Source organism: Actinomadura violacea (assembly GCF_017573465.1).
GTDB classification, from domain to species: Bacteria; Actinomycetota; Actinomycetes; order Streptosporangiales; family Streptosporangiaceae; genus Spirillospora; species Spirillospora violacea.
On the sequence record NZ_JAGEPF010000039.1, the window covers coordinates 64,738 to 81,462 of the forward strand.

14 protein-coding genes are annotated in these 16,725 nt (G+C 72.0%); 6 read left to right on the top strand and 8 right to left on the bottom strand.

Annotation, left to right across the window (positions count from 1 at the left end; translation table 11 throughout):
• Window positions 1-59 precede the first annotated feature (59 nt).
• From J4709_RS45695 to J4709_RS45705, 3 genes are all read right to left on the bottom strand, one after another.
• Window positions 60-2,450 (bottom strand): ATP-binding cassette domain-containing protein, encoded by a 2,391-nt coding sequence (locus tag J4709_RS45695; RefSeq protein ID WP_208251741.1) that lies wholly within the window; start codon window positions 2,448-2,450, stop codon window positions 60-62.
• 126 nt (window positions 2,451-2,576) lie between these two features.
• Window positions 2,577-2,933: a VOC family protein gene (locus J4709_RS45700; RefSeq protein ID WP_208251742.1), complete on the bottom strand. Its 357-nt coding sequence runs from the start codon at window positions 2,931-2,933 to the stop codon at window positions 2,577-2,579.
• Between the two features lie 194 nt (window positions 2,934-3,127).
• Window positions 3,128-3,583: a carboxymuconolactone decarboxylase family protein gene (locus J4709_RS45705; RefSeq protein ID WP_208251743.1), complete on the bottom strand. Its 456-nt coding sequence runs from the start codon at window positions 3,581-3,583 to the stop codon at window positions 3,128-3,130.
• Window positions 3,584-3,768: 185 nt separating this feature from the next.
• Between J4709_RS45705 and J4709_RS45710 the strand changes: the two genes are divergently transcribed.
• On the top strand, window positions 3,769-6,258 hold the full coding sequence (locus J4709_RS45710) for a tetratricopeptide repeat protein (protein WP_232385062.1): 2,490 nt from the start codon (window positions 3,769-3,771) through the stop codon (window positions 6,256-6,258).
• Here J4709_RS45710 and J4709_RS45715 read toward each other — a convergent pair.
• From J4709_RS45715 to abc-f, 5 genes are all read right to left on the bottom strand, one after another.
• On the bottom strand, window positions 6,227-6,637 hold the full coding sequence (locus J4709_RS45715; protein ID WP_208251744.1) for a DUF7144 family membrane protein: 411 nt from the start codon (window positions 6,635-6,637) through the stop codon (window positions 6,227-6,229). The genes J4709_RS45710 and J4709_RS45715 overlap by 32 nt on opposite strands.
• Window positions 6,638-6,779: 142 nt before the next feature.
• Window positions 6,780-7,502 carry a class I SAM-dependent methyltransferase gene (locus J4709_RS45720; protein ID WP_208251745.1) on the bottom strand — a complete coding sequence of 241 codons (723 nt, stop codon included), beginning with the start codon at window positions 7,500-7,502 and terminating at the stop codon, window positions 6,780-6,782.
• Between the two features lie 28 nt (window positions 7,503-7,530).
• Entirely contained in the window at window positions 7,531-8,802 is a 1,272-nt protein-coding gene (locus J4709_RS45725) for an erythromycin esterase family protein (protein ID WP_208251746.1), read from the bottom strand.
• 32 nt (window positions 8,803-8,834) lie between these two features.
• Entirely contained in the window at window positions 8,835-9,479 is a 645-nt protein-coding gene (locus J4709_RS45730) for a CatB-related O-acetyltransferase (RefSeq protein WP_208251747.1), read from the bottom strand.
• Window positions 9,480-9,503: 24 nt separating this feature from the next.
• Window positions 9,504-11,117: a ribosomal protection-like ABC-F family protein gene (abc-f, locus tag J4709_RS45735; RefSeq protein WP_232385063.1), complete on the bottom strand. Its 1,614-nt coding sequence runs from the start codon at window positions 11,115-11,117 to the stop codon at window positions 9,504-9,506.
• A gap of 120 nt (window positions 11,118-11,237) precedes the next feature.
• On the opposite strand from abc-f, the gene J4709_RS45740 reads away from it, so the two are divergent.
• From J4709_RS45740 to J4709_RS45760, 5 genes are all read left to right on the top strand, one after another.
• Entirely contained in the window at window positions 11,238-11,852 is a 615-nt protein-coding gene (locus J4709_RS45740; RefSeq protein WP_208251749.1) for a TetR/AcrR family transcriptional regulator, read from the top strand.
• A 41-nt stretch (window positions 11,853-11,893) separates the two neighbouring features.
• Complete coding sequence (locus J4709_RS45745) at window positions 11,894-12,373, top strand: YfbM family protein (protein ID WP_208251750.1); 480 nt, start codon at window positions 11,894-11,896, stop codon at window positions 12,371-12,373.
• Between the two features lie 170 nt (window positions 12,374-12,543).
• Window positions 12,544-13,953: a glycoside hydrolase gene (locus J4709_RS45750; RefSeq protein ID WP_208251751.1), complete on the top strand. Its 1,410-nt coding sequence runs from the start codon at window positions 12,544-12,546 to the stop codon at window positions 13,951-13,953.
• A 240-nt stretch (window positions 13,954-14,193) separates the two neighbouring features.
• Window positions 14,194-15,366: an ABC transporter ATP-binding protein gene (locus J4709_RS45755; RefSeq protein ID WP_208251752.1), complete on the top strand. Its 1,173-nt coding sequence runs from the start codon at window positions 14,194-14,196 to the stop codon at window positions 15,364-15,366.
• Window positions 15,367-15,491: 125 nt separating this feature from the next.
• Window positions 15,492-16,667: an ABC transporter substrate-binding protein gene (locus J4709_RS45760; protein WP_208251753.1), complete on the top strand. Its 1,176-nt coding sequence runs from the start codon at window positions 15,492-15,494 to the stop codon at window positions 16,665-16,667.
• The last annotated feature ends 58 nt before the right edge of the window (window positions 16,668-16,725 follow it).

Genomic DNA, 16,725 nt, shown 5'->3' on the forward strand with positions numbered 1-16,725 from the left:
ATCCGCCGCGGCGTCCCTGGGCGGGCGGGCCCGGGACGCCGGCGCGGGTCGTGGGCGGGTCAGCCGCCGACGTAGGCGGCGAGGTGCTCCCCGGTGAGGGTGGAGCGGGCGGCGACGAGGTCGGCGGGCGTCCCCTCGAAGACGACCTTCCCGCCGTCGTGGCCGGCGCCGGGACCGAGGTCGATGATCCAGTCGGCGTGCGCCATCACGGCCTGGTGGTGCTCGATGACGATGACGGACTTGCCGGCGTCGACGAGCCGGTCGAGCAGGCCGAGGAGCTGCTCGACGTCGGCGAGGTGCAGGCCCGCGGTCGGCTCGTCGAGGACGTACACGCCGCCGTCCTCGCCCATGTGGGTGGCGAGCTTGAGGCGCTGCCGCTCGCCGCCGGACAGCGTGGTGAGCGGCTGCCCGATGCCGAGGTAGCCGAGCCCGACGCCGGCGAGCCGCTGGAGGATCTTGTGCGCGGCGGGCAGCCGCGCCTCGCCGGAGCCGAAGAACTCCTCGGCCTCCGTCACCGGCATCGCGAGGACCTCGCTGATGTCGCGGCCGCCGAGGTGGTAGTCCAGCACCGCCTCCTGGAACCGCCTGCCCTCGCACTCCTCGCAGGTCACGGCGACGCCGGCCATCATCGCCAGGTCGGTGTAGACGACGCCGGCGCCGTTGCAGGCCGGGCACGCGCCCTCGGAGTTCGCGCTGAACAGCGCGGGCTTCACGCCGTTGGCCTTCGCGAACGCCTTGCGGATCGGGTCGAGCAGGCCGGTGTAGGTCGCCGGGTTGCTGCGCCGCGAGCCGCGGATCGCGCCCTGGTCGATCGCCACGACGCCCGCGCCCGCCGGGATCGACCCGTGCACGAGCGAGCTCTTGCCGGACCCGGCGACGCCCGTGACGACGGTGAGCACCCCGAGCGGGATGTCGACGTCCACGTCCCGCAGGTTGTGCGTCGACGCGCCGCGGATCTCCAGCTTCCCGGACGGCTCGCGCACCGACTCCTTGAGCGCGGCGCGGTCGTCGAGGTGGCGGCCGGTGACGGTCCCGGAGCCGCGCAGCCCGTCGAGGGTGCCCTCGAAGCAGACGGTGCCGCCCGCCGTCCCGGCGCCGGGGCCGAGGTCGACGACGTGGTCGGCGATCGCGATCGCCTCCGGCTTGTGCTCCACGACGAGCACCGTGTTGCCCTTGTCCCGCAGCCTCAGCAGCAGGCCGTTCATCCGCTGGATGTCGTGCGGGTGCAGCCCGATCGTCGGCTCGTCGAAGACGTAGGTGACGTCGGTGAGCGACGAGCCTAGGTGCCGGATCATCTTCACGCGCTGCGCCTCGCCGCCCGACAGCGTGCCCGACGGCCGCTCCAGGGACAGGTAGCCGAGCCCGATCTCCACGAACGACTCGAGCGTGTGCACGAGCTTGGCGAGCAGCGGCGCGACGGACGGCTCGTCCAGGCCGCGCGCCCACTCGGCCAGGTCGCTGATCTGCATCGCGCACGCGTCCGCGATGCTGATCCCCTCGATCCTCGACGAGCGGGCCGCCTCGGTGAGCCGCGTGCCGCCGCAGTCGGGGCAGACGGTGAACGTCGTCGCCCGCGTCACGAACGCGCGGACGTGCGGCTGCAGCGAGTCGACGTCCTTGGACAGCATCGACTTCTGGATCCGCGGGATCAGGCCCTCGTAGGTCAGGTTGATCCCGTCGACCTTGATCTTCGTCGGCTCCCGGTGGAGGAGGTCGTCCAGTTCCTTCTTGGTGTACTTGCGGATCGGCTTGTCCGGGTCGAAGTACCCGCAGCCGCGGAAGATCCGCCCGTACCAGCCGTCCATGCTGTAGCCGGGGATCTTGAGCGCGCCCTCGTTCAGCGACTTGTCCTCGTCGTACAGCTCGGCGAGGTCGATGTCGGAGACCGTCCCGCGGCCCTCGCAGCGCGGGCACATCCCGCCGGTGATGGTGAAGCTGCGCTTCTCCTTCACCGTCTTCCCGCCGCGCTCGAACTTCACGGCGCCGCCGCCGCTGATCGACGCGACGTTGAACGAGAACGCCTGCGGCGAGCCGATGTGCGGGCGCCCGAGCCGGCTGAACAGGATCCGCAGCATCGCGTTCGCGTCGGTCGCGGTGCCGACCGTCGAGCGCGGGTCGGCGCCCATCCGCTGCTGGTCGACGATGATCGCCGTCGTCAGCCCCTCCAGCACGTCCACGTCCGGCCGCGCCTGCGCCGGCATGAAGCCCTGCACGAACGTGCTGTACGTCTCGTTGATCATCCGCTGCGACTCGGCGGCGATCGTGTTGAACACCAGCGAGGTCTTCCCGGAGCCGGACACGCCGGTGAACACCGTCAGCCGGCGCTTCGGGATCTCGATCCCGACGTCCTTGAGGTTGTTCTCGCGGGCGCCGTACACCCGGATCAGGTCGTGGGTGTCGGCGGCGTGCGGCGCGGGCGGTCGCGCGTCCTTGCCGGTGGTCGGGCTCATGATCTCTCCATCGGGTCGGCGGGGCCCGCGTCCGCGGGCCGCGTCGCCTTGCTCGGTCCGACAGTATGTCCGGTCCGCCGCCGCTCCGGCCCGGCCCGCGCCGCGTCCGGTACGCGGGGGCGGCGGCTACTTGTCCTGGACGAGGCCGAGGACGTTGCCGTCCGGGTCGGTGAACGTCGCCACCAGCCGGCCGCCGCCGACGTCGCGCGGGGCGTCCTGCACGGCCGCGCCCGCCGCCGTCACCTCGGCGAGCTTCGCCTCGATGTCCGGCACGTGCCAGTACGCCACCGGCGACGCCATGTCCTGCGGCCCGCCCTTCGGCACCAGCCCGATGTGCTGGCCCTCGGCGTCGTAGCCGACGTAGTACTCCGAGTCGGCCGTCGGGGCGGTGCCGAGCAGGGCGGTGTAGACGGCCTTCGCCGCCGCCAGGTCCGACACCGGGTGCAGGACGGTCCTGATGCCCAGGGTGGAAGACTCGCTCATGATCTCTCCTCGCGTCGTGGAAGGGCGCCCGGTCGGCCGGTGACGCCCATGCCGGTCACGCTAGTTCCGGCTCGGTCATCGGCGCTTCTCGATTCCTGACCGGTCTGGTCAGCCGCCCCACCTGCGACGACGTCCCGCCATGGGCGGGGGCGGGACGGTCCCGGGCGGCGTTCACCGCCCGGGACCGGCACCGCTCAGCCCCACGCGCCGGCGATCTGCCGGGTCGTGGCGTTCAGCCGGTTGAACAGGTTCGTCACGCCGATCATCAGGACGATCGCGGCCAGCTGCTTCTCGTCGAAGTAGGTGGCGGCGGCGTCCCAGATCTCGTCGCTCACGGCGTCCGGACGGTCCGCGAGGCGCGTCGCCGCCTCCGCCAGCTCCAGCGCCGCACGCTCCTCGTCGCTGAAGTACGGGGCCTCCCTCCACGCGGCGACCAGCGCCAGCCGCTCGTCGCTCAGGCCCGCCTTCCGGCCCGTCTTGAAGCCGGCGTCCACACAGGCGCTGCACCCGTTGATCTGGCTGACCCGCAGGTGGACCAGCTCCAGCGTCTGCTCGTCCACGCCACCGGAGTGGACGGCCTTGAAGACCTCCTGGATCGGCTTCATCGCGCTGGACAGGACGACCGCGGGGTTCTGCATACGGGACTGCATCTCGGTGTTCTCCCTTTTGAGCCGGTGCCCCGTTCCCTCGGGGCATGTCTCCATCACAGCCCGACGGGCCCGCCCTGACGATCCCCGTGGGACACCGTGGGACAGCCGGAACGGCGTTGACCGGGGGCGGGCCCGCAGGCAAGACTTCGGCGGGCGTGGGACAGGAAGGCGGGGGAACGGTGGTCATGGGGCGGCAGGCGACGAGAACCGACCCGCAGCAGGAGCTCGCGGAGCGGCTGCGGCTGCTCCAGGAGCTGTCCGGACGCGGCGTCCGGGCTCTCGCCCGGGACACCGGCCTCAGCTCGTCGTCCCTGTCGCGGTACCTGGCCGGCCGGACGGTGCCGCCGTGGCCCGCGGTGATCGCGCTGTGCCGGCTCGTCAAGCGCGACCCGCGCCCGCTGCGCCCCCTGTGGGAGCGGGCGTCGAACCCGCTGCCCGCGCCCCCGAAGGCCAGCCGCCAGCCGCAGCCCCCGTCGCCGCCCGCCGGCGCCCCCCGCCCGCCCCGCAACGACCTGCCGCGCGACGTCCCCGACTTCACCGGACGGGAGACCGAGCTCGCCGCCGTCCTCGGCGCCGTGGCGGGCAGCCGCGTCGCCGCCGTCGACGGGATGGCGGGCGTCGGCAAGACCAGCCTGGCCGTGCACGCCGCGTACCGGCTCGCCGGCGACTACCCCGACGCCCAGCTCTACCTCGACCTGCACGGGTTCACCGAGGGCCGCGCGCCGCTCGACCCCGACACCGCGCTGCGGGCGCTGCTCGCCGCGCTCGACGTCCCGTCGGAGAAGGTCCCGCAGGAGGGCGGCGTCGAGCCGCTCGCCGCGTGCTGGCGGTCGGAGCTGGCCGGGCGCCGCGCCGTGGTCGTCCTGGACAACGCCGCCGACGCCGAGCAGGTCCGGCCGCTGCTGCCCGGCGCGGGCCCGTCCGTCGCGCTGATCACCAGCCGGAACCGGCTGCTCGGCCTGGACGAGGTGCCGCCGGTGTCGCTGGACGTGCTGACCCCGCGGGAGAGCGCGGAACTGCTGGCCCGCGCCAGCGGCGAGGCCGCCTCCGGCGGGCGGCTCGCCCGCGAACCGGACGCCGCCGCCGAGGTGCTGCGGCTGTGCGGGCACCTGCCGCTGGCCCTGCGCCTCGCCGCGGCCCGGCTCCGGCACCGTCCCGGCTGGACCGTCGGGATCCTCGTCGAGCGGATGGCGGAGGGCGCCAGCGAGTTCGACACCGCGTTCGCCATGTCGGTGCGGCAGCTCGACCGCGCCCAGCGCCGCCTGTTCCGGCTGCTCGGGGAGCTGCCCGGCTCGTCGTTCGACGAGTACGTCGCGGCCGCGCTCGCGGACGTCCCGCCGCGCACCGCCCGCGCCATGCTGGAGGACCTGCTCGACGCGCACCTCGTCGAGCAGCCGGCCGCCGGCCGCTACCGGCTGCACGACCTCGTCCACCAGCACGCGCGCCGCGCCGCCGCCGAGCAGGACCCGCAGGCCGACCGGGAACGCGCGCTCGGCCGCGTCCTCGACTACTACGTGCACGCCGCCGCGGCCGCCGACGCGGCGATGCCGTTCCCGGCGGGCGGCCGTGCCGCCACCGCGGGCCCCGCCCCCGCCGAGCTGCCGCGGTTCGCCGACAAGAACGCGGCGCTGGCCTGGTACGACGCCGAGTACGGGAACCTGCTGGCCGCCTTCTACGCCGCGGACGCCGCCGGCGCCGACGCCCACGTGTGCGAACTGCCCCGCTTCATGCGGGCCTACTTCGCGCGCCGCTGCGGGACGACGCAGCTCAACGCCCTCTTCGAGCGGTCCCTGGACGCCGCGCGGCGCCTCGGCGACCCGCTCTGGCTCGCCGAGGCCCACAGCGACCTCGGCTTCGCGCGGTACAACGCGGGCCGGATGGCGGAGGCCGGCGCCGAGTACGAGGCCGCGGCGCCGCTGGTGTCCGAGACCGGCGACGTCCTGTCGCAGGCCGAGCTGACCATCCGCCGCGGCTACCTGATGTGGGACGAGGGCCACGTCACCGAACCCCTTGAGCTGTTCCGGACGGCCGGACGCCTGTACGAGACCGCCGGCTGCCCGATGGGCGCCGTCCACGCCACCGCCTACGAAGCGTGGGCCCTCCTGCAGCTGGGTCACCGCGACGAGGCGGCGCGCCTGGCCCGCAAGGCTTTGGAAGTCCCGCACGCCGACGCCGCGTGGCCGCCCGCGCTGACCGCCCGCATCACCCTCGGCGTGGCCATCGCCCCCGAGGAGCCCGACGAGGCCGTCCGGCACCTGCACGAGGCCCTCGACCTGGCCCGCGAGGACGGCCACAAGCACAACGAGGCGTGGTGCCTGAACTGCCTCGGCGTCGCCCTGCGCCACATGGGCCGCTACGACGACGCCCTCGACGCCCACCGGCGGGCGTTCGCCCTCCTCGACGAGCTCTTCGAGGAGCACTGGAAGATCCACTTCCTCAACGGCTACGGCGAGACCTGCCGGCTCGCGGGCCTGCCCGAGGAGGCCCTGCGGCTGCACCGCCAGGCGCTCGACCTGGCCCCCGAGGTCGGGTACCGGCACGAGGAGGCCCTGGCCCACGAGGGCATCGCCGCCGTCCTCGACGCGACGGACCCGCCCGCCGCCGCCCACCACCGCACCGCCGCCCAAACCGTCCTGCGCGACCTTAGCCCCGGGCGCGGGACGGGGGAGCGGTGAGCGCGTAGATCAGCAGGATGGACATCGCGATGGTCAGCACCGACCAGAGCGGGAACGCCCGCAGGAACGCGATGTGGCCGATCGCGGTGAGGACGGCGAACATCACGCCCACGGCGCGCGCCCACATCCGCCCGGCGATGATCCCGGCGCCGACGGCGATCTGGACGGCGCCGAGGATCAGCCAGAACCAGCCCCAGGAGGTGAAGTCGAACACCATGATCTTGTTGCTGCCGACGAGGTAGTAGTGGTCGTTGAACAGGCCGACCAGCCCGTCGATCACGTTGAACGCGCCGATCACCATGGCGAGCGTCCCGGCGAACGTCAGCCAGCCGGACGTCTGCGGAAGGTGCCGCGGAGTGCCGTGCGTCGTCCTCGTCATCGGGGGCCTCCCCAAGCTCGCAGCCGGACTTGATGTCCGAAAGGTCCCCCTTTAACCGTCAACCGCAACCGCGCCCGGCTCCCTTTTGGGACGCCCCAGACCACACCATGCCCAAAACCTGAAAGATTGCGACGATTCAGGCTTAGGTGGGAGGGGGTGTTTTGCGGGCGAGGATGAGGCGGTAGCGCGGGGCGCCGTTGTCGCGGCGGCCCAGGGACGTCAAGGGCGTGGTCGTCACGGTGAAGCCGGCCGCCGACAGGTCGTCGCGGACGGCGCTCAGGGGGCAGGTGCGGTAGTACATGACGAACGGCGGACGCCACACCGCGTTCCGGACGCGCATGACCGCGTCGAAGCCGAGGAGCGCCCAATAGGAGGCCGATGTGAGGGGCGGCGGCGCGCCGATCGGAAAGGCGAAGAGGCCACCGGGACGCAGCGCCCGGTGCACTCCGGCGAAGACCGCGGGACGTTCGGAGGGCAGCACATGTCCGAGCGCCCCGAAGGTGACGGCCAGGTCGAATTCCTCACCGAAGGAAAGGCCCCGGACATCAGCTCGGACCAACTTGGCATCCGGATGCGCCTTCTGAGCCTGCGCGAGCATTCCGGCGCTGAAATCCACGCCCGCGACCCGTTCCCGGCACACGGATTCGAGGACCTGCATGCCCGCGCCCGTGCCGCAGCACACGTCCAGGCCCCGCTCGAACGGCCCGAGCGGCCGCAGTGCGTCGGCGGTCGCGTCGAGAATGCCGTCGGGCGTGCGGAAAGGCGTGCGGTCGAACTTCGGGGCGAGCAGGTCGTACCCGCGCTCGACCGACGACAGCGCCTGAACCGCCAGCTCCCGCAACGAGGGCCCCTGATCCGAGAACACGCGCCAAGGCTACTCGGGGGCCGAGCCCTCAAAGCCGGACGTCCTCGGCGATGGTGGAGGCCGGAGTGTTGAGGACGGCGTCGAAGGCGTCGAGGACGGGGGTCCGCAAGTAGCCGCTCTGCATCCGGATGCGGTCGGGGCCTTCGCCTTCGGGGGTCTCGCGGCGTGCGCGGCGAAGGTCGGCGAGGCCAAGGCCGAGGCCAGCGTCGGCGAAGGCGGCCTCGATGCTGCCGGGTTCGGGCGGCGCCAGCGCGGTGTCGGCGAGGGTGAAACCGAAGCGGGCGTCCTCGTCGCGGCACATCTCGGCGGTGCGTCCGGTGGTGCTGGTCAGGCCGAGGGCGAAGTAGTCGTCGCCGAGGGCGTCGCGCAGGTAATGCCCCATCGGGAAGCCGGTGAGCCGCCCGTCGAACGCGATCGGGGCCTTCTGGATGTGGGCGTTGTGGGCCACGAGCACCATGCGGGCCCCGGGCCCGGCGCGGTCCAGGTGCCACCGGACGGATTCGGCCATGTAGGCGTCCCGGGCGGAGGTGTCGGCGGTGAGACCGCGTCCGGCGAAGAGGTCCGCCATGGCGCGGAAGCCGTAGTCGGCATGGCAGGCGGCTTCGACGCGACGCAGTGCGATGTCGTATTCGTGCCGGTCGCCGCGGGAGACGTACAGCGGCCGGGCGGAGCGGAACCGGACGAGCAGCCGCATCAGCGAAGCGGTGAGGGCGTCCTGGTCGGCGGCGGGCAGCCGGGCCCAGGCGGGCGCGGCGACGGCCGCGGAGCCGCCGGCGAACGATTCGGCGATCCGCATCGCCGCCTCGACGGCCGGCAGGGCCTCCGGGTCGATCCGCCGCAGGTAGTCGGCGACCGGCGCCAGGGCGGGAAGCAGGGACCCGCCCGCGGCGGGCACGTCGACGCCCGCGTAGCGCACCGGCCGCGCGGCCGTCTGGTTGTGCCTGCGGATCCAGCGCAGCGGCCCGTCGAGCCCGATGGGGATCGACGCGGCGAGGTGGGACGCGAGGTCCTCGTCCGCGCCGTCCCCCTGCGCCCAGGCATCGAGGGCGAAGCCTTCGCTGAAGCCGTGCTCGAAGGCCAGGACGGTGAACCCGCAGCGTTCGGCGAGGAACCGCAGGATGCGCTCGCGCAGGAGCGCGAACTCGCCGATGAAGTGGGAGTGCTCGCCGATCGCGACGACGCGGGCGCCGCCGATGACGGCGCGCAGCGGTTCCAGGTCGTCGAGCGGCGCCGCCGGGTCGAGATGGGTCAGCGGGACGGTGTGTTCGGTGAACGGGTCGTGCTCGGACGATGCAGGCATGCTGAGGAGGCTCGATTCCGAAGTGCGGGGGTTCAGCGGGGCGCGGCGTTCTCGAGGGCGTCGATGTCGCCGGACATGATGGTGCGGACGTGTTCGGTGATGTGGTCGAGCGGCCAGTCCCACCAGGCCACGGCGAGGAGCCGGGCGATGTCGGCGTCGTCGTAGCGGCGGCGGACGAGCCGGGCCGGGTTCCCTCCGGCGATGCCGTAGTCGGGGACGTCGTCCACGACCACGGACCCGGAGGCGATGATCGCCCCGTGGCCGATGCGGACGCCGGGCATCACCAGCGACCGGTAGCCGAGCCAGACGTCGTTGCCGATCACGGTGTCGCCGCGTCCGGGCAGGCCGGTGATGAGGTCGGCGTGCTCGGCCCACGACCCGCCCATGATCGGGAACGGGAACGTCGACGGTCCGTCCATGCGGTGGTTCGCGCCGTTCATGATGAACCGGACGCCTTCGCCGAGCGCGCAGAACCTCCCGATGACCAGCCGTTCCGGGCCGTAGTGGTACAGGACGTTGCGGGTCTCGAAGGCGGTGGGGTCGTCCGGGTCGTCGTAGTAGGAGAACTCGCCGACGTCGATCAGCGGCGACGTGACCAGCGGTTTCAGCAGGACGACCCGCGGCTGGCCGGGCACGGGGTGCAGGACGGTCGGGTCGGCGGGGACGGGCGGGGTCATGGTGGTCTTCCTTTCGGCGGCGCGTCAGGCGCAGGCGGCGGGCGCGGTGGCCGGCCGCATCATCAGGTGGGCGCCCTGCCAGCGGCGCCGGAGCCGGCGGTCGTGGCTGACGATGACGACGGCGCCGTCGTACCCGGCCAGGGCGGTTTCGAGCTCCTCGGCGAGGGCGGGCGACAGGTGGTTGGTCGGCTCGTCGAGCAGCAGGACCTCGGACGGCTCGCTGAGCAGCCGCGCGAGCGCGAGCCGCTGCCGCTGCCCGGTGGACAGCCGTCCGACCGGCACCGAGAACACCTCGGTGCGGAACAGGCCGAGGGACGACAGCCGTTCGGCGGCGTCGTCGGCCCGGCCGCCGCGGGCGAACGCCGCCAGCAGTGTTTCGTCCGGTTCGCCTGGTCGCGGCTCCTGGGGGAGGTAGCCGATCCGGCCGCGCCGGGTGACGTGGCCGCCGTCCGGCGCGAGTTCCCCGGCCAGGACGCGCAGCAGCGTGCTCTTGCCGGCGCCGTTCGGCCCCGAGATCAGCAGCCGCTCGCCCGCCGTGACCTGGAGGTTCGTCCGGTCGAGCCGGCCCGCCACGGTGACATCGGCGGCGTCGAGCACGACTCCCTCCAAGCGGCGTGACCGCAGGACGGGCGTGAAGCGCAGCGGCTCCGGCGGCGCCGGGACCGGGTCCGCCAGGAGCCGGCGCAACCGCTCCTCGGCGTTCCGCACCCGGCTGGCCAGCGACTGCTGCACCCGTCCGCCCGCCCGGTCGTAGGCCATCTTGTTGCCGTCCTTCATCGGACGGCGGGGCGCGACCTGCCGGGCGGTGGTCGCGGCGGCCTCGCGGAGCCGGTCCGTCTCGTCCCGCCACTGCTCGTGGGCCTGCGCCCACCGCCGCCGGGCCGCCGCCTTCTCGGCGAGGTAGCCGGTGTAGCCGTTGCCGTACCGGGCGACGCCGTGCCGGTCGCCGTCCACCTCCAGCAGGGCGGTGGCGACGCGTTCGAGGAACGTCCGGTCGTGTGAGACGACCACCGTGGTGCCGCGCCGGGCGCGCAGGTGGTCTTCCAGCCAGGTCAGGGCGTTCTCGTCGAGGTGGTTGGTCGGCTCGTCCAGCAGCAGCACCTCCGGCGCGGCCGCGAGGAGCGCCGCCAGCCGCAGCCTGACCTGCTCCCCGCCGGACAGGCCGCCGACGGTCCGGTCGCGGTCGACGAGCCCGAGGCCGAGCCCGTGCAGGGCGCGTTCCACGCGGGCGTCCGCGTCGTAGCCGCCGCGCAGCTCGAAGACGGTCATCAGGTCGCCGTACTCGGCGAGGCCCGACCCGTCGCCCCCGGCCATCGCCGCCTCCAGGCGTCGCAGCCGCGCCTCGACGGCGCGCAGATCGCTGAGGGCGCGGTCGATGACCTGCTGGACGGTCGCGTCCGGCGGCAGCCGCTCGTCCTGCGCGAGGTAACCGACGCCGCCGTCGGCCTGGACGACGACCTCGCCCTGGTCGGGCCGTTCGCGCCCGGCGAGCAGGCGCAGCAGCGTGGATTTGCCGGACCCGTTCTCGCCGACGATCCCCGTCCGCTCACCGGCGGTGAGCGAGCAGGTCACGGAGTCGAGGACGGTCCTGCCGTCAAAGGACTTGGCGACGGCGAGCGCGGTGATCTGTGCGGGCATGCGGGCACTCCTCGGCATTCGGGGACTGGACGGCCGGGACGGGCCGCGCGACCGGGTGAACGCTTCGGAAGAGCATCGATGACCTCACTAATGCGACGACTGGTGCGTTAAGATAGTGCCATGGCATCGTCCACCGAGCAAGCAGGGACGCCGCGGCGACGCCCGGGCGGCCGCACCGCCCGCGTCCGCGCCCAGGTTCTCGACGCTGTCCTCGCCGAACTCGGTGAGCACGGCTACGACGGGCTCACCATGGAGGCCGTCGCCGCCCGCTCCGGCGTGCACCGCGCCACGGTGTACCGGCGCTGGGGCGACATCGGCGGCCTGCTCGCCGACGTGCTGGACGCGGCGAGCGACGACGCCTGGCAGCCGCCGGACACCGGTTCCCTGACCGGCGACCTCGCCGCGCTGAACCAGGAGATCCAGGACGCCATGGCGGCACAGCCGTCGATCATGGCGGCGCTGATCGCCGCCTCGTTCCGCTCCGAGAAGGCCGAGCACGCCCAGCGGCGGCTCTGGGACGACCGCTACGCCCGCTGCGAGATCGTCGTCGCCCGCGCCGTCGAGCGCGGCGACCTGCCGCCCGGCACCGACGCCCGGCGACTCCTGATCGCCGCCACCGCGCCGCTCTACCACCAGCTCGTCCTGCTCCGCACCGCCCCCGACCCGGACCTGCCCGCCCACGCGGCCAGAACCGCCGCCCTGGCCGCCACCGCCGGCGCCTTCACCACCTCCTGACAGCGCTCTTCAGCGGGAAGGGACGCGTACGATCCACGGGCATGCTCGGAGTGCATTTCGCCCTCACCGCCGATCAGGAGCGCGCCCTGCTCTCGGCGGAGGGCGACGCGAACGTCGGGGAAGTGCTCGAGGACATCGAGGAGAACTGGGCCGAGGACGACCTCTCCGCGTCCACGGACAAAGCCTGGGACGCGATACACCGCTCCCTCGGAAACGGCAGCCTCGACCCCGACGGCGGCCGCTACCCGCTGTCGCACGCCATTCTCGGCGGGCGGCACCTGCATGAGGAGTACTACGTCGTCTACGTCACCGCAGCGGAGGCTCGCGACGTCAACACGGCACTGAACCAGGTCGACGAGGGTTGGTTGCGGCGGCGCTTCGATGCCATTGACGATCCCGACTACAACGGCCCGCAGAACGACGAGGACTTCTCGTATACGTGGCAGAACTTTCTGGGCGTACGGGTCTTCTACGAGCGCGCGGCCAACGCCGGGCGTGCCGTCCTGTTCACGGCCACGTGACACCTCACCAGGGCCGAGGCCGCCCGGCCGGCCGGGTGAGGAGACGCCGCGCCGCGTCGGCCGCCTGTACGGACGGTGTTGGGAAGGATCCGGCAAAGTTCTGAAAAGCGTCGGATAGTGCCTGCTCGTCCGAACACATCCCGGTGGGACGGGCGAGCGAAGGCGTGGACATGTCCGATGAACGGGTCATAGACCCGCAAGGCGCGTACACCTGGGACGGGTGGGGGACGTGCCTGTCGTGGTGGGCGAACACCGAGCTGGGGACGCGCGACGACTTGGCCGCCGCCCTGTTCCGCCTGGACACGGCGAAGGTGGACGCCGCCGGCCGGACGGTCGAGCTGCCCGGGCTCGGCCTGAACATCGTGCGCTACAACCTCGGGGCGTGCACGTGGACGGACGGGTCGGCGATGGTCGAGTCGCCTGCCATCGTCCGGCGCAAGCAGATCGAGACGTTCTGCGACGGCGACGCGTGGGACTGGGGCGCCGACGCTCACCAGCGGAGCATGCTGGCGAAGGCCCGCGATGCCGGAGCCGACCTCTTCGAGATGTTCTCGGTGTCGCCGCCGTGGTGGATGACGGTCAACGGGAATCCCTCCGGCGCCGAGCGGGGCGATCAGGACAATCTCGAATTCCAGTACCAGAAGGAGTTCGCGCGTTTCATCGCGGCGGTGGCCAGGCGGGCACGCGACGAATGGGGAATCAGATTCTCGTCGGTCGATCCGTTCAACGAGCCGTCGCTGAACTCCTGGCATGCAAAGCAGAACCAGGAGGGTTGTCATTTCACCCTCGGTGCGCAGGAGGCGGTCATCGAACTCCTGCGCGGCGCGCTGGACGAGCAGGGTCTCGGTGATGTGCTGATCGCTGCGTCCGACGAATGTCATTACGCGGGCGCCGCGAGGACCTGGCGGAGCTTCACCGAGGACACCAGACGCCTCGTCGGGCGCGTCAACGTGCACGCGTACGAGCGCGACGAAGGCTGCCGCAGCCGCGCTGATCTGCGCAAAGCCGTGGGCGAAGCGATGCCGGTATGGCAGTCGGAGTACTCCGAAGGGGAGCCCGACGGAATGGCGATGGCGTTGAGCATCAGCCGCGACATCAGGTTCCTCCGGCCGAGCGGATGGGTCTGCTGGCAGCCGGTGGAGGCGCTCGACTGGGGACTTCTGGACGGCGAATACGACGATCAGACCCCGAACCCGAACGGCGGTGCGAAAGGCACGCTCAAGGGCAGAGTGGGCGGCGTGAACACCAAGTACCACGTCCTGGCCCAATACACTCGCCATATCAGGCCGGGGGCGCGAATTCTCAACTCAGGGCACACGAACACCATTGCCGCACATGACGCGGCGTCCCAGCGCCTGTCCTTGGTCACCGTCAACAATGGTGCGCAACGAACTGTCACCTACGCCCTGCGGCGGCTGACCCAGGGCACCGATATTGCCCGCGTGTGGGTGACCGACGCGACCGACGCTCCGGGCGCACGCCGGTACGCGCGCGAGCCCGACGCGCGTTCGCAGGACGGGATCCTCACGCTGACCCATGGGGCCGGCACGGTCACGACGATGGAGATCGACGCGGTCTGAGCGGCGGGTGCCGTCCGGGAACGGGTGAGAGGGGCGTTGAGCTGCGGTGATGCAAGGCGGAGGCGGCTCGTCGCGCCGGCGAGGTATGCGGGTGTCGTCATAGCGGGGGAGAAATTTCTTATAGGTCCGTCATCTTTGGGCGAGCGTAGACTCCGCGGCATGCGGGCCGTCCCTCCGTGGAGGAGGGCGCCGGGGGGCAGGTCTGAGGGCCACCGCAGGACGAGCCTCCGCGGAGGGAGCATGTCGACCGTGGATACGACGACGATCTGCCTGGACGTACGAGACCTCGTGAAGGACTATCCGGTGGACGGTGCATCCGACCACCGGGCCGTCGGCGGCGTCAGCCTGACGATCGCCGAAGGCGAGATGTACACCCTGCTCGGCTCGTCGGGATGCGGGAAGTCGACGACGCTGCGCTGCGTCGCCGGGCTTGAGCGGCCGGACTCCGGGCGCATCGAACTGGCGGGCGTCCCGGTCGTCGACCAGGGCGTCTACGTGCCGACGGAGCGCCGCGACATCGGGATGGTGTTCCAGAGCTACGCCATCTGGCCGCACATGTCGGTGTTCGAGAACGTCGCGTTCCCCCTCCGGGTGGACGGGCGGCGGCGCACCAAGAAGGAGGTCCGGCGGCGCGTCGAGGAGGTGCTCGGCACCGTGCGGCTCGCCGACTTCGCGAGCCGGTCGGCGACGCAGCTGTCGGGCGGGCAGCAGCAGCGGCTGGCGCTGGCGCGGGCGCTGATCCGCGAGCCGCGGCTCCTGCTGCTGGACGAGCCCCTGTCGAACCTGGACGCCCGGCTGCGCGACCAGATGCGCGTCGAGCTGCGCGAACTGCAGCGCCGGCTGAACGTGACCGCGCTGTTCGTGACGCACGACCAGGCGGAGGCGCTGTCGATGTCCAGCCGGATCGCGGTGATGGACCAGGGGCGCATCGTGCAGGAGGGGACGCCCCGCGAGATCTACCAGCGGCCCGCCACCCGGTTCGTCGCCGACTTCGTCGGGACGGCGAACCTGCTGGACGCGGAGGTCGTCGAGCGGGCGGCGGACGGGTGGCTGCTGCGCACCGCGGCGGGCGTGGTGCGGGCGTCGTGCCCGGACGGGACGCGGGTCGGCGACCGGGTGACGATGACGTTCCGCCCGGAGGACATCCGGATGCACCTGTCGCCGCCGGACGCGGCGGCGGGCGGCGCCACGATGCTGGCCGGGACGGTGGACCGCGTCGACTTCTTCGGCGAGTCGGTGGAGTGCCAGGTGAGCTGCGGCGCGGCCGTGCTGCTCGTGCACCGGCATCCGCAGGCGGCGCCGCGGGAGGGCGACACCGTGCACATCGAGCTCGCGGCCGAGGGGTGCGCGGTGCTCACCGACCGGGGCGCGCGGCTCCCGGCCGCCGCCGGGCCGGTGGCCAAGGCCGGCTGAAACCCGTCTTCCGACCCTGACCGGAACCGGACAGGAAAGCCTCCCGCCGAAAAATTGGATTCAGAATCCAAACCATCACTCGATCACCGGCCGCTCAGGCCGGGGCAGAGGGAGAGGAGCAGACCATGAGGCGACGCTCGATCCAGGTCGGCGCCGGGCTGGCGGCGGTCTTCGTGGCCGGCCCGATCGCGCTGACCGGATGCGACGGAGGCTCCTCGTCGAGCAAGGTCGTCGGCCCGGTGAAGACCGCACAGCCGGTCAAGTGCGACGCCGAGCCGTTCGGCCCGATCACGCGCTGCAAGAACTTCTACACCGCGTACTGGCCGACGCTGAAGGCCAACATGGACGCCCTCTACAAGCACGCGCTGGAGACCGACGGCGGGCAGCTGGTCGTCTGGGACTGGTACGAGCTGAGCCCCGACCTGATCAAGGCGTTCACCAAGCGCTTCCCCGGCATCAAGGTGAAGACGCGCGGGCTGAACTACAACCTCTCGTCCGCCATCATCTCCGCGAAGGCGACCGGCGCGCGCAACACCGACGTCGTCTCCGGCTCCATCACCAGCATCACCGCCATGTACGACCAGGGGTTCTGGGAGAAGGTCGACTGGACGAAGTTCGGCGTGCCGAAGGAATGGTTCGACATCGGCGCCCCGGAGCTGCTGCCCGACAGCATCAACGGCCCGCTCGTCGCCTACAACACGGCCAAGGTCAAGAGCGTGCCGACGAGCTGGACGGACTTCCTCGCGCCGCAGTGGAACGGCAAGATCGCGATGTCGGACTACGAGGCGCAGGACTTCAGCGGCTACGGCATGAAGTACGGCAAGGACAAGATGGTCCAGCTCATCAAGGACCTGAAGGGCCGGGCCGGGCTCACCGTCACCAACAACCCGGGCACGCTGCTCGCCAACGGCGACAAGCCGGTGATGATCAACGGGCCGCTGTTCGACCCGAACCCGAAGCTCGCGGTGTCGCCGGTCGACACCGAGAACATGTACGTGCAGTTCTCCGGCGTCAACAAGTACGGCAGCAACAAGCCCGCCGCCGAACTGTTCCTGCTCTGGAACGCCTATGACCCGGACTGGCTCCGCACCCGGATGACCGACAAGCGCTTCCTGACCCTGCAGACGCCTTTCCCAGGCCTTCCCGAAAGCGTGTTCCAGCCGAGCAGCGGCGTCCTCAAACGCAACCAGGCGGCGCTGTTCACCGCGGTCCGGAACGGCTGGACGATCTTCGAGACGCAGGCCAACCGCGACAAGTACAACGAGCTCATCAAGGCGGCCGACGACGCGATGGGCAAGTGAGGCGCGTGCCCGGCTTCCGCAGCAGCGACCGCGGCAGAGACCGCCGTAGGTTCCGCGG

Coding starts and splice junctions, on each gene's coding strand:
- J4709_RS45695 (WP_208251741.1), bottom strand. CDS start 2,450: ATGAGCCCGACCACCGGCAAGGACGCGCGACCGCCCGCGCCGCACGCC.
- J4709_RS45700 (WP_208251742.1), bottom strand. CDS start 2,933: ATGAGCGAGTCTTCCACCCTGGGCATCAGGACCGTCCTGCACCCGGTG.
- J4709_RS45705 (WP_208251743.1), bottom strand. CDS start 3,583: ATGCAGTCCCGTATGCAGAACCCCGCGGTCGTCCTGTCCAGCGCGATG.
- J4709_RS45710 (WP_232385062.1), top strand. CDS start 3,769: ATGGGGCGGCAGGCGACGAGAACCGACCCGCAGCAGGAGCTCGCGGAG.
- J4709_RS45715 (WP_208251744.1), bottom strand. CDS start 6,637: ATGACGAGGACGACGCACGGCACTCCGCGGCACCTTCCGCAGACGTCC.
- J4709_RS45725 (WP_208251746.1), bottom strand. CDS start 8,802: ATGCCTGCATCGTCCGAGCACGACCCGTTCACCGAACACACCGTCCCG.
- J4709_RS45730 (WP_208251747.1), bottom strand. CDS start 9,479: ATGACCCCGCCCGTCCCCGCCGACCCGACCGTCCTGCACCCCGTGCCC.
- abc-f (WP_232385063.1), bottom strand. CDS start 11,117: ATGCCCGCACAGATCACCGCGCTCGCCGTCGCCAAGTCCTTTGACGGC.
- J4709_RS45740 (WP_208251749.1), top strand. CDS start 11,238: ATGGCATCGTCCACCGAGCAAGCAGGGACGCCGCGGCGACGCCCGGGC.
- J4709_RS45745 (WP_208251750.1), top strand. CDS start 11,894: ATGCTCGGAGTGCATTTCGCCCTCACCGCCGATCAGGAGCGCGCCCTG.
- J4709_RS45750 (WP_208251751.1), top strand. CDS start 12,544: ATGTCCGATGAACGGGTCATAGACCCGCAAGGCGCGTACACCTGGGAC.
- J4709_RS45755 (WP_208251752.1), top strand. CDS start 14,194: ATGTCGACCGTGGATACGACGACGATCTGCCTGGACGTACGAGACCTC.
- J4709_RS45760 (WP_208251753.1), top strand. CDS start 15,492: ATGAGGCGACGCTCGATCCAGGTCGGCGCCGGGCTGGCGGCGGTCTTC.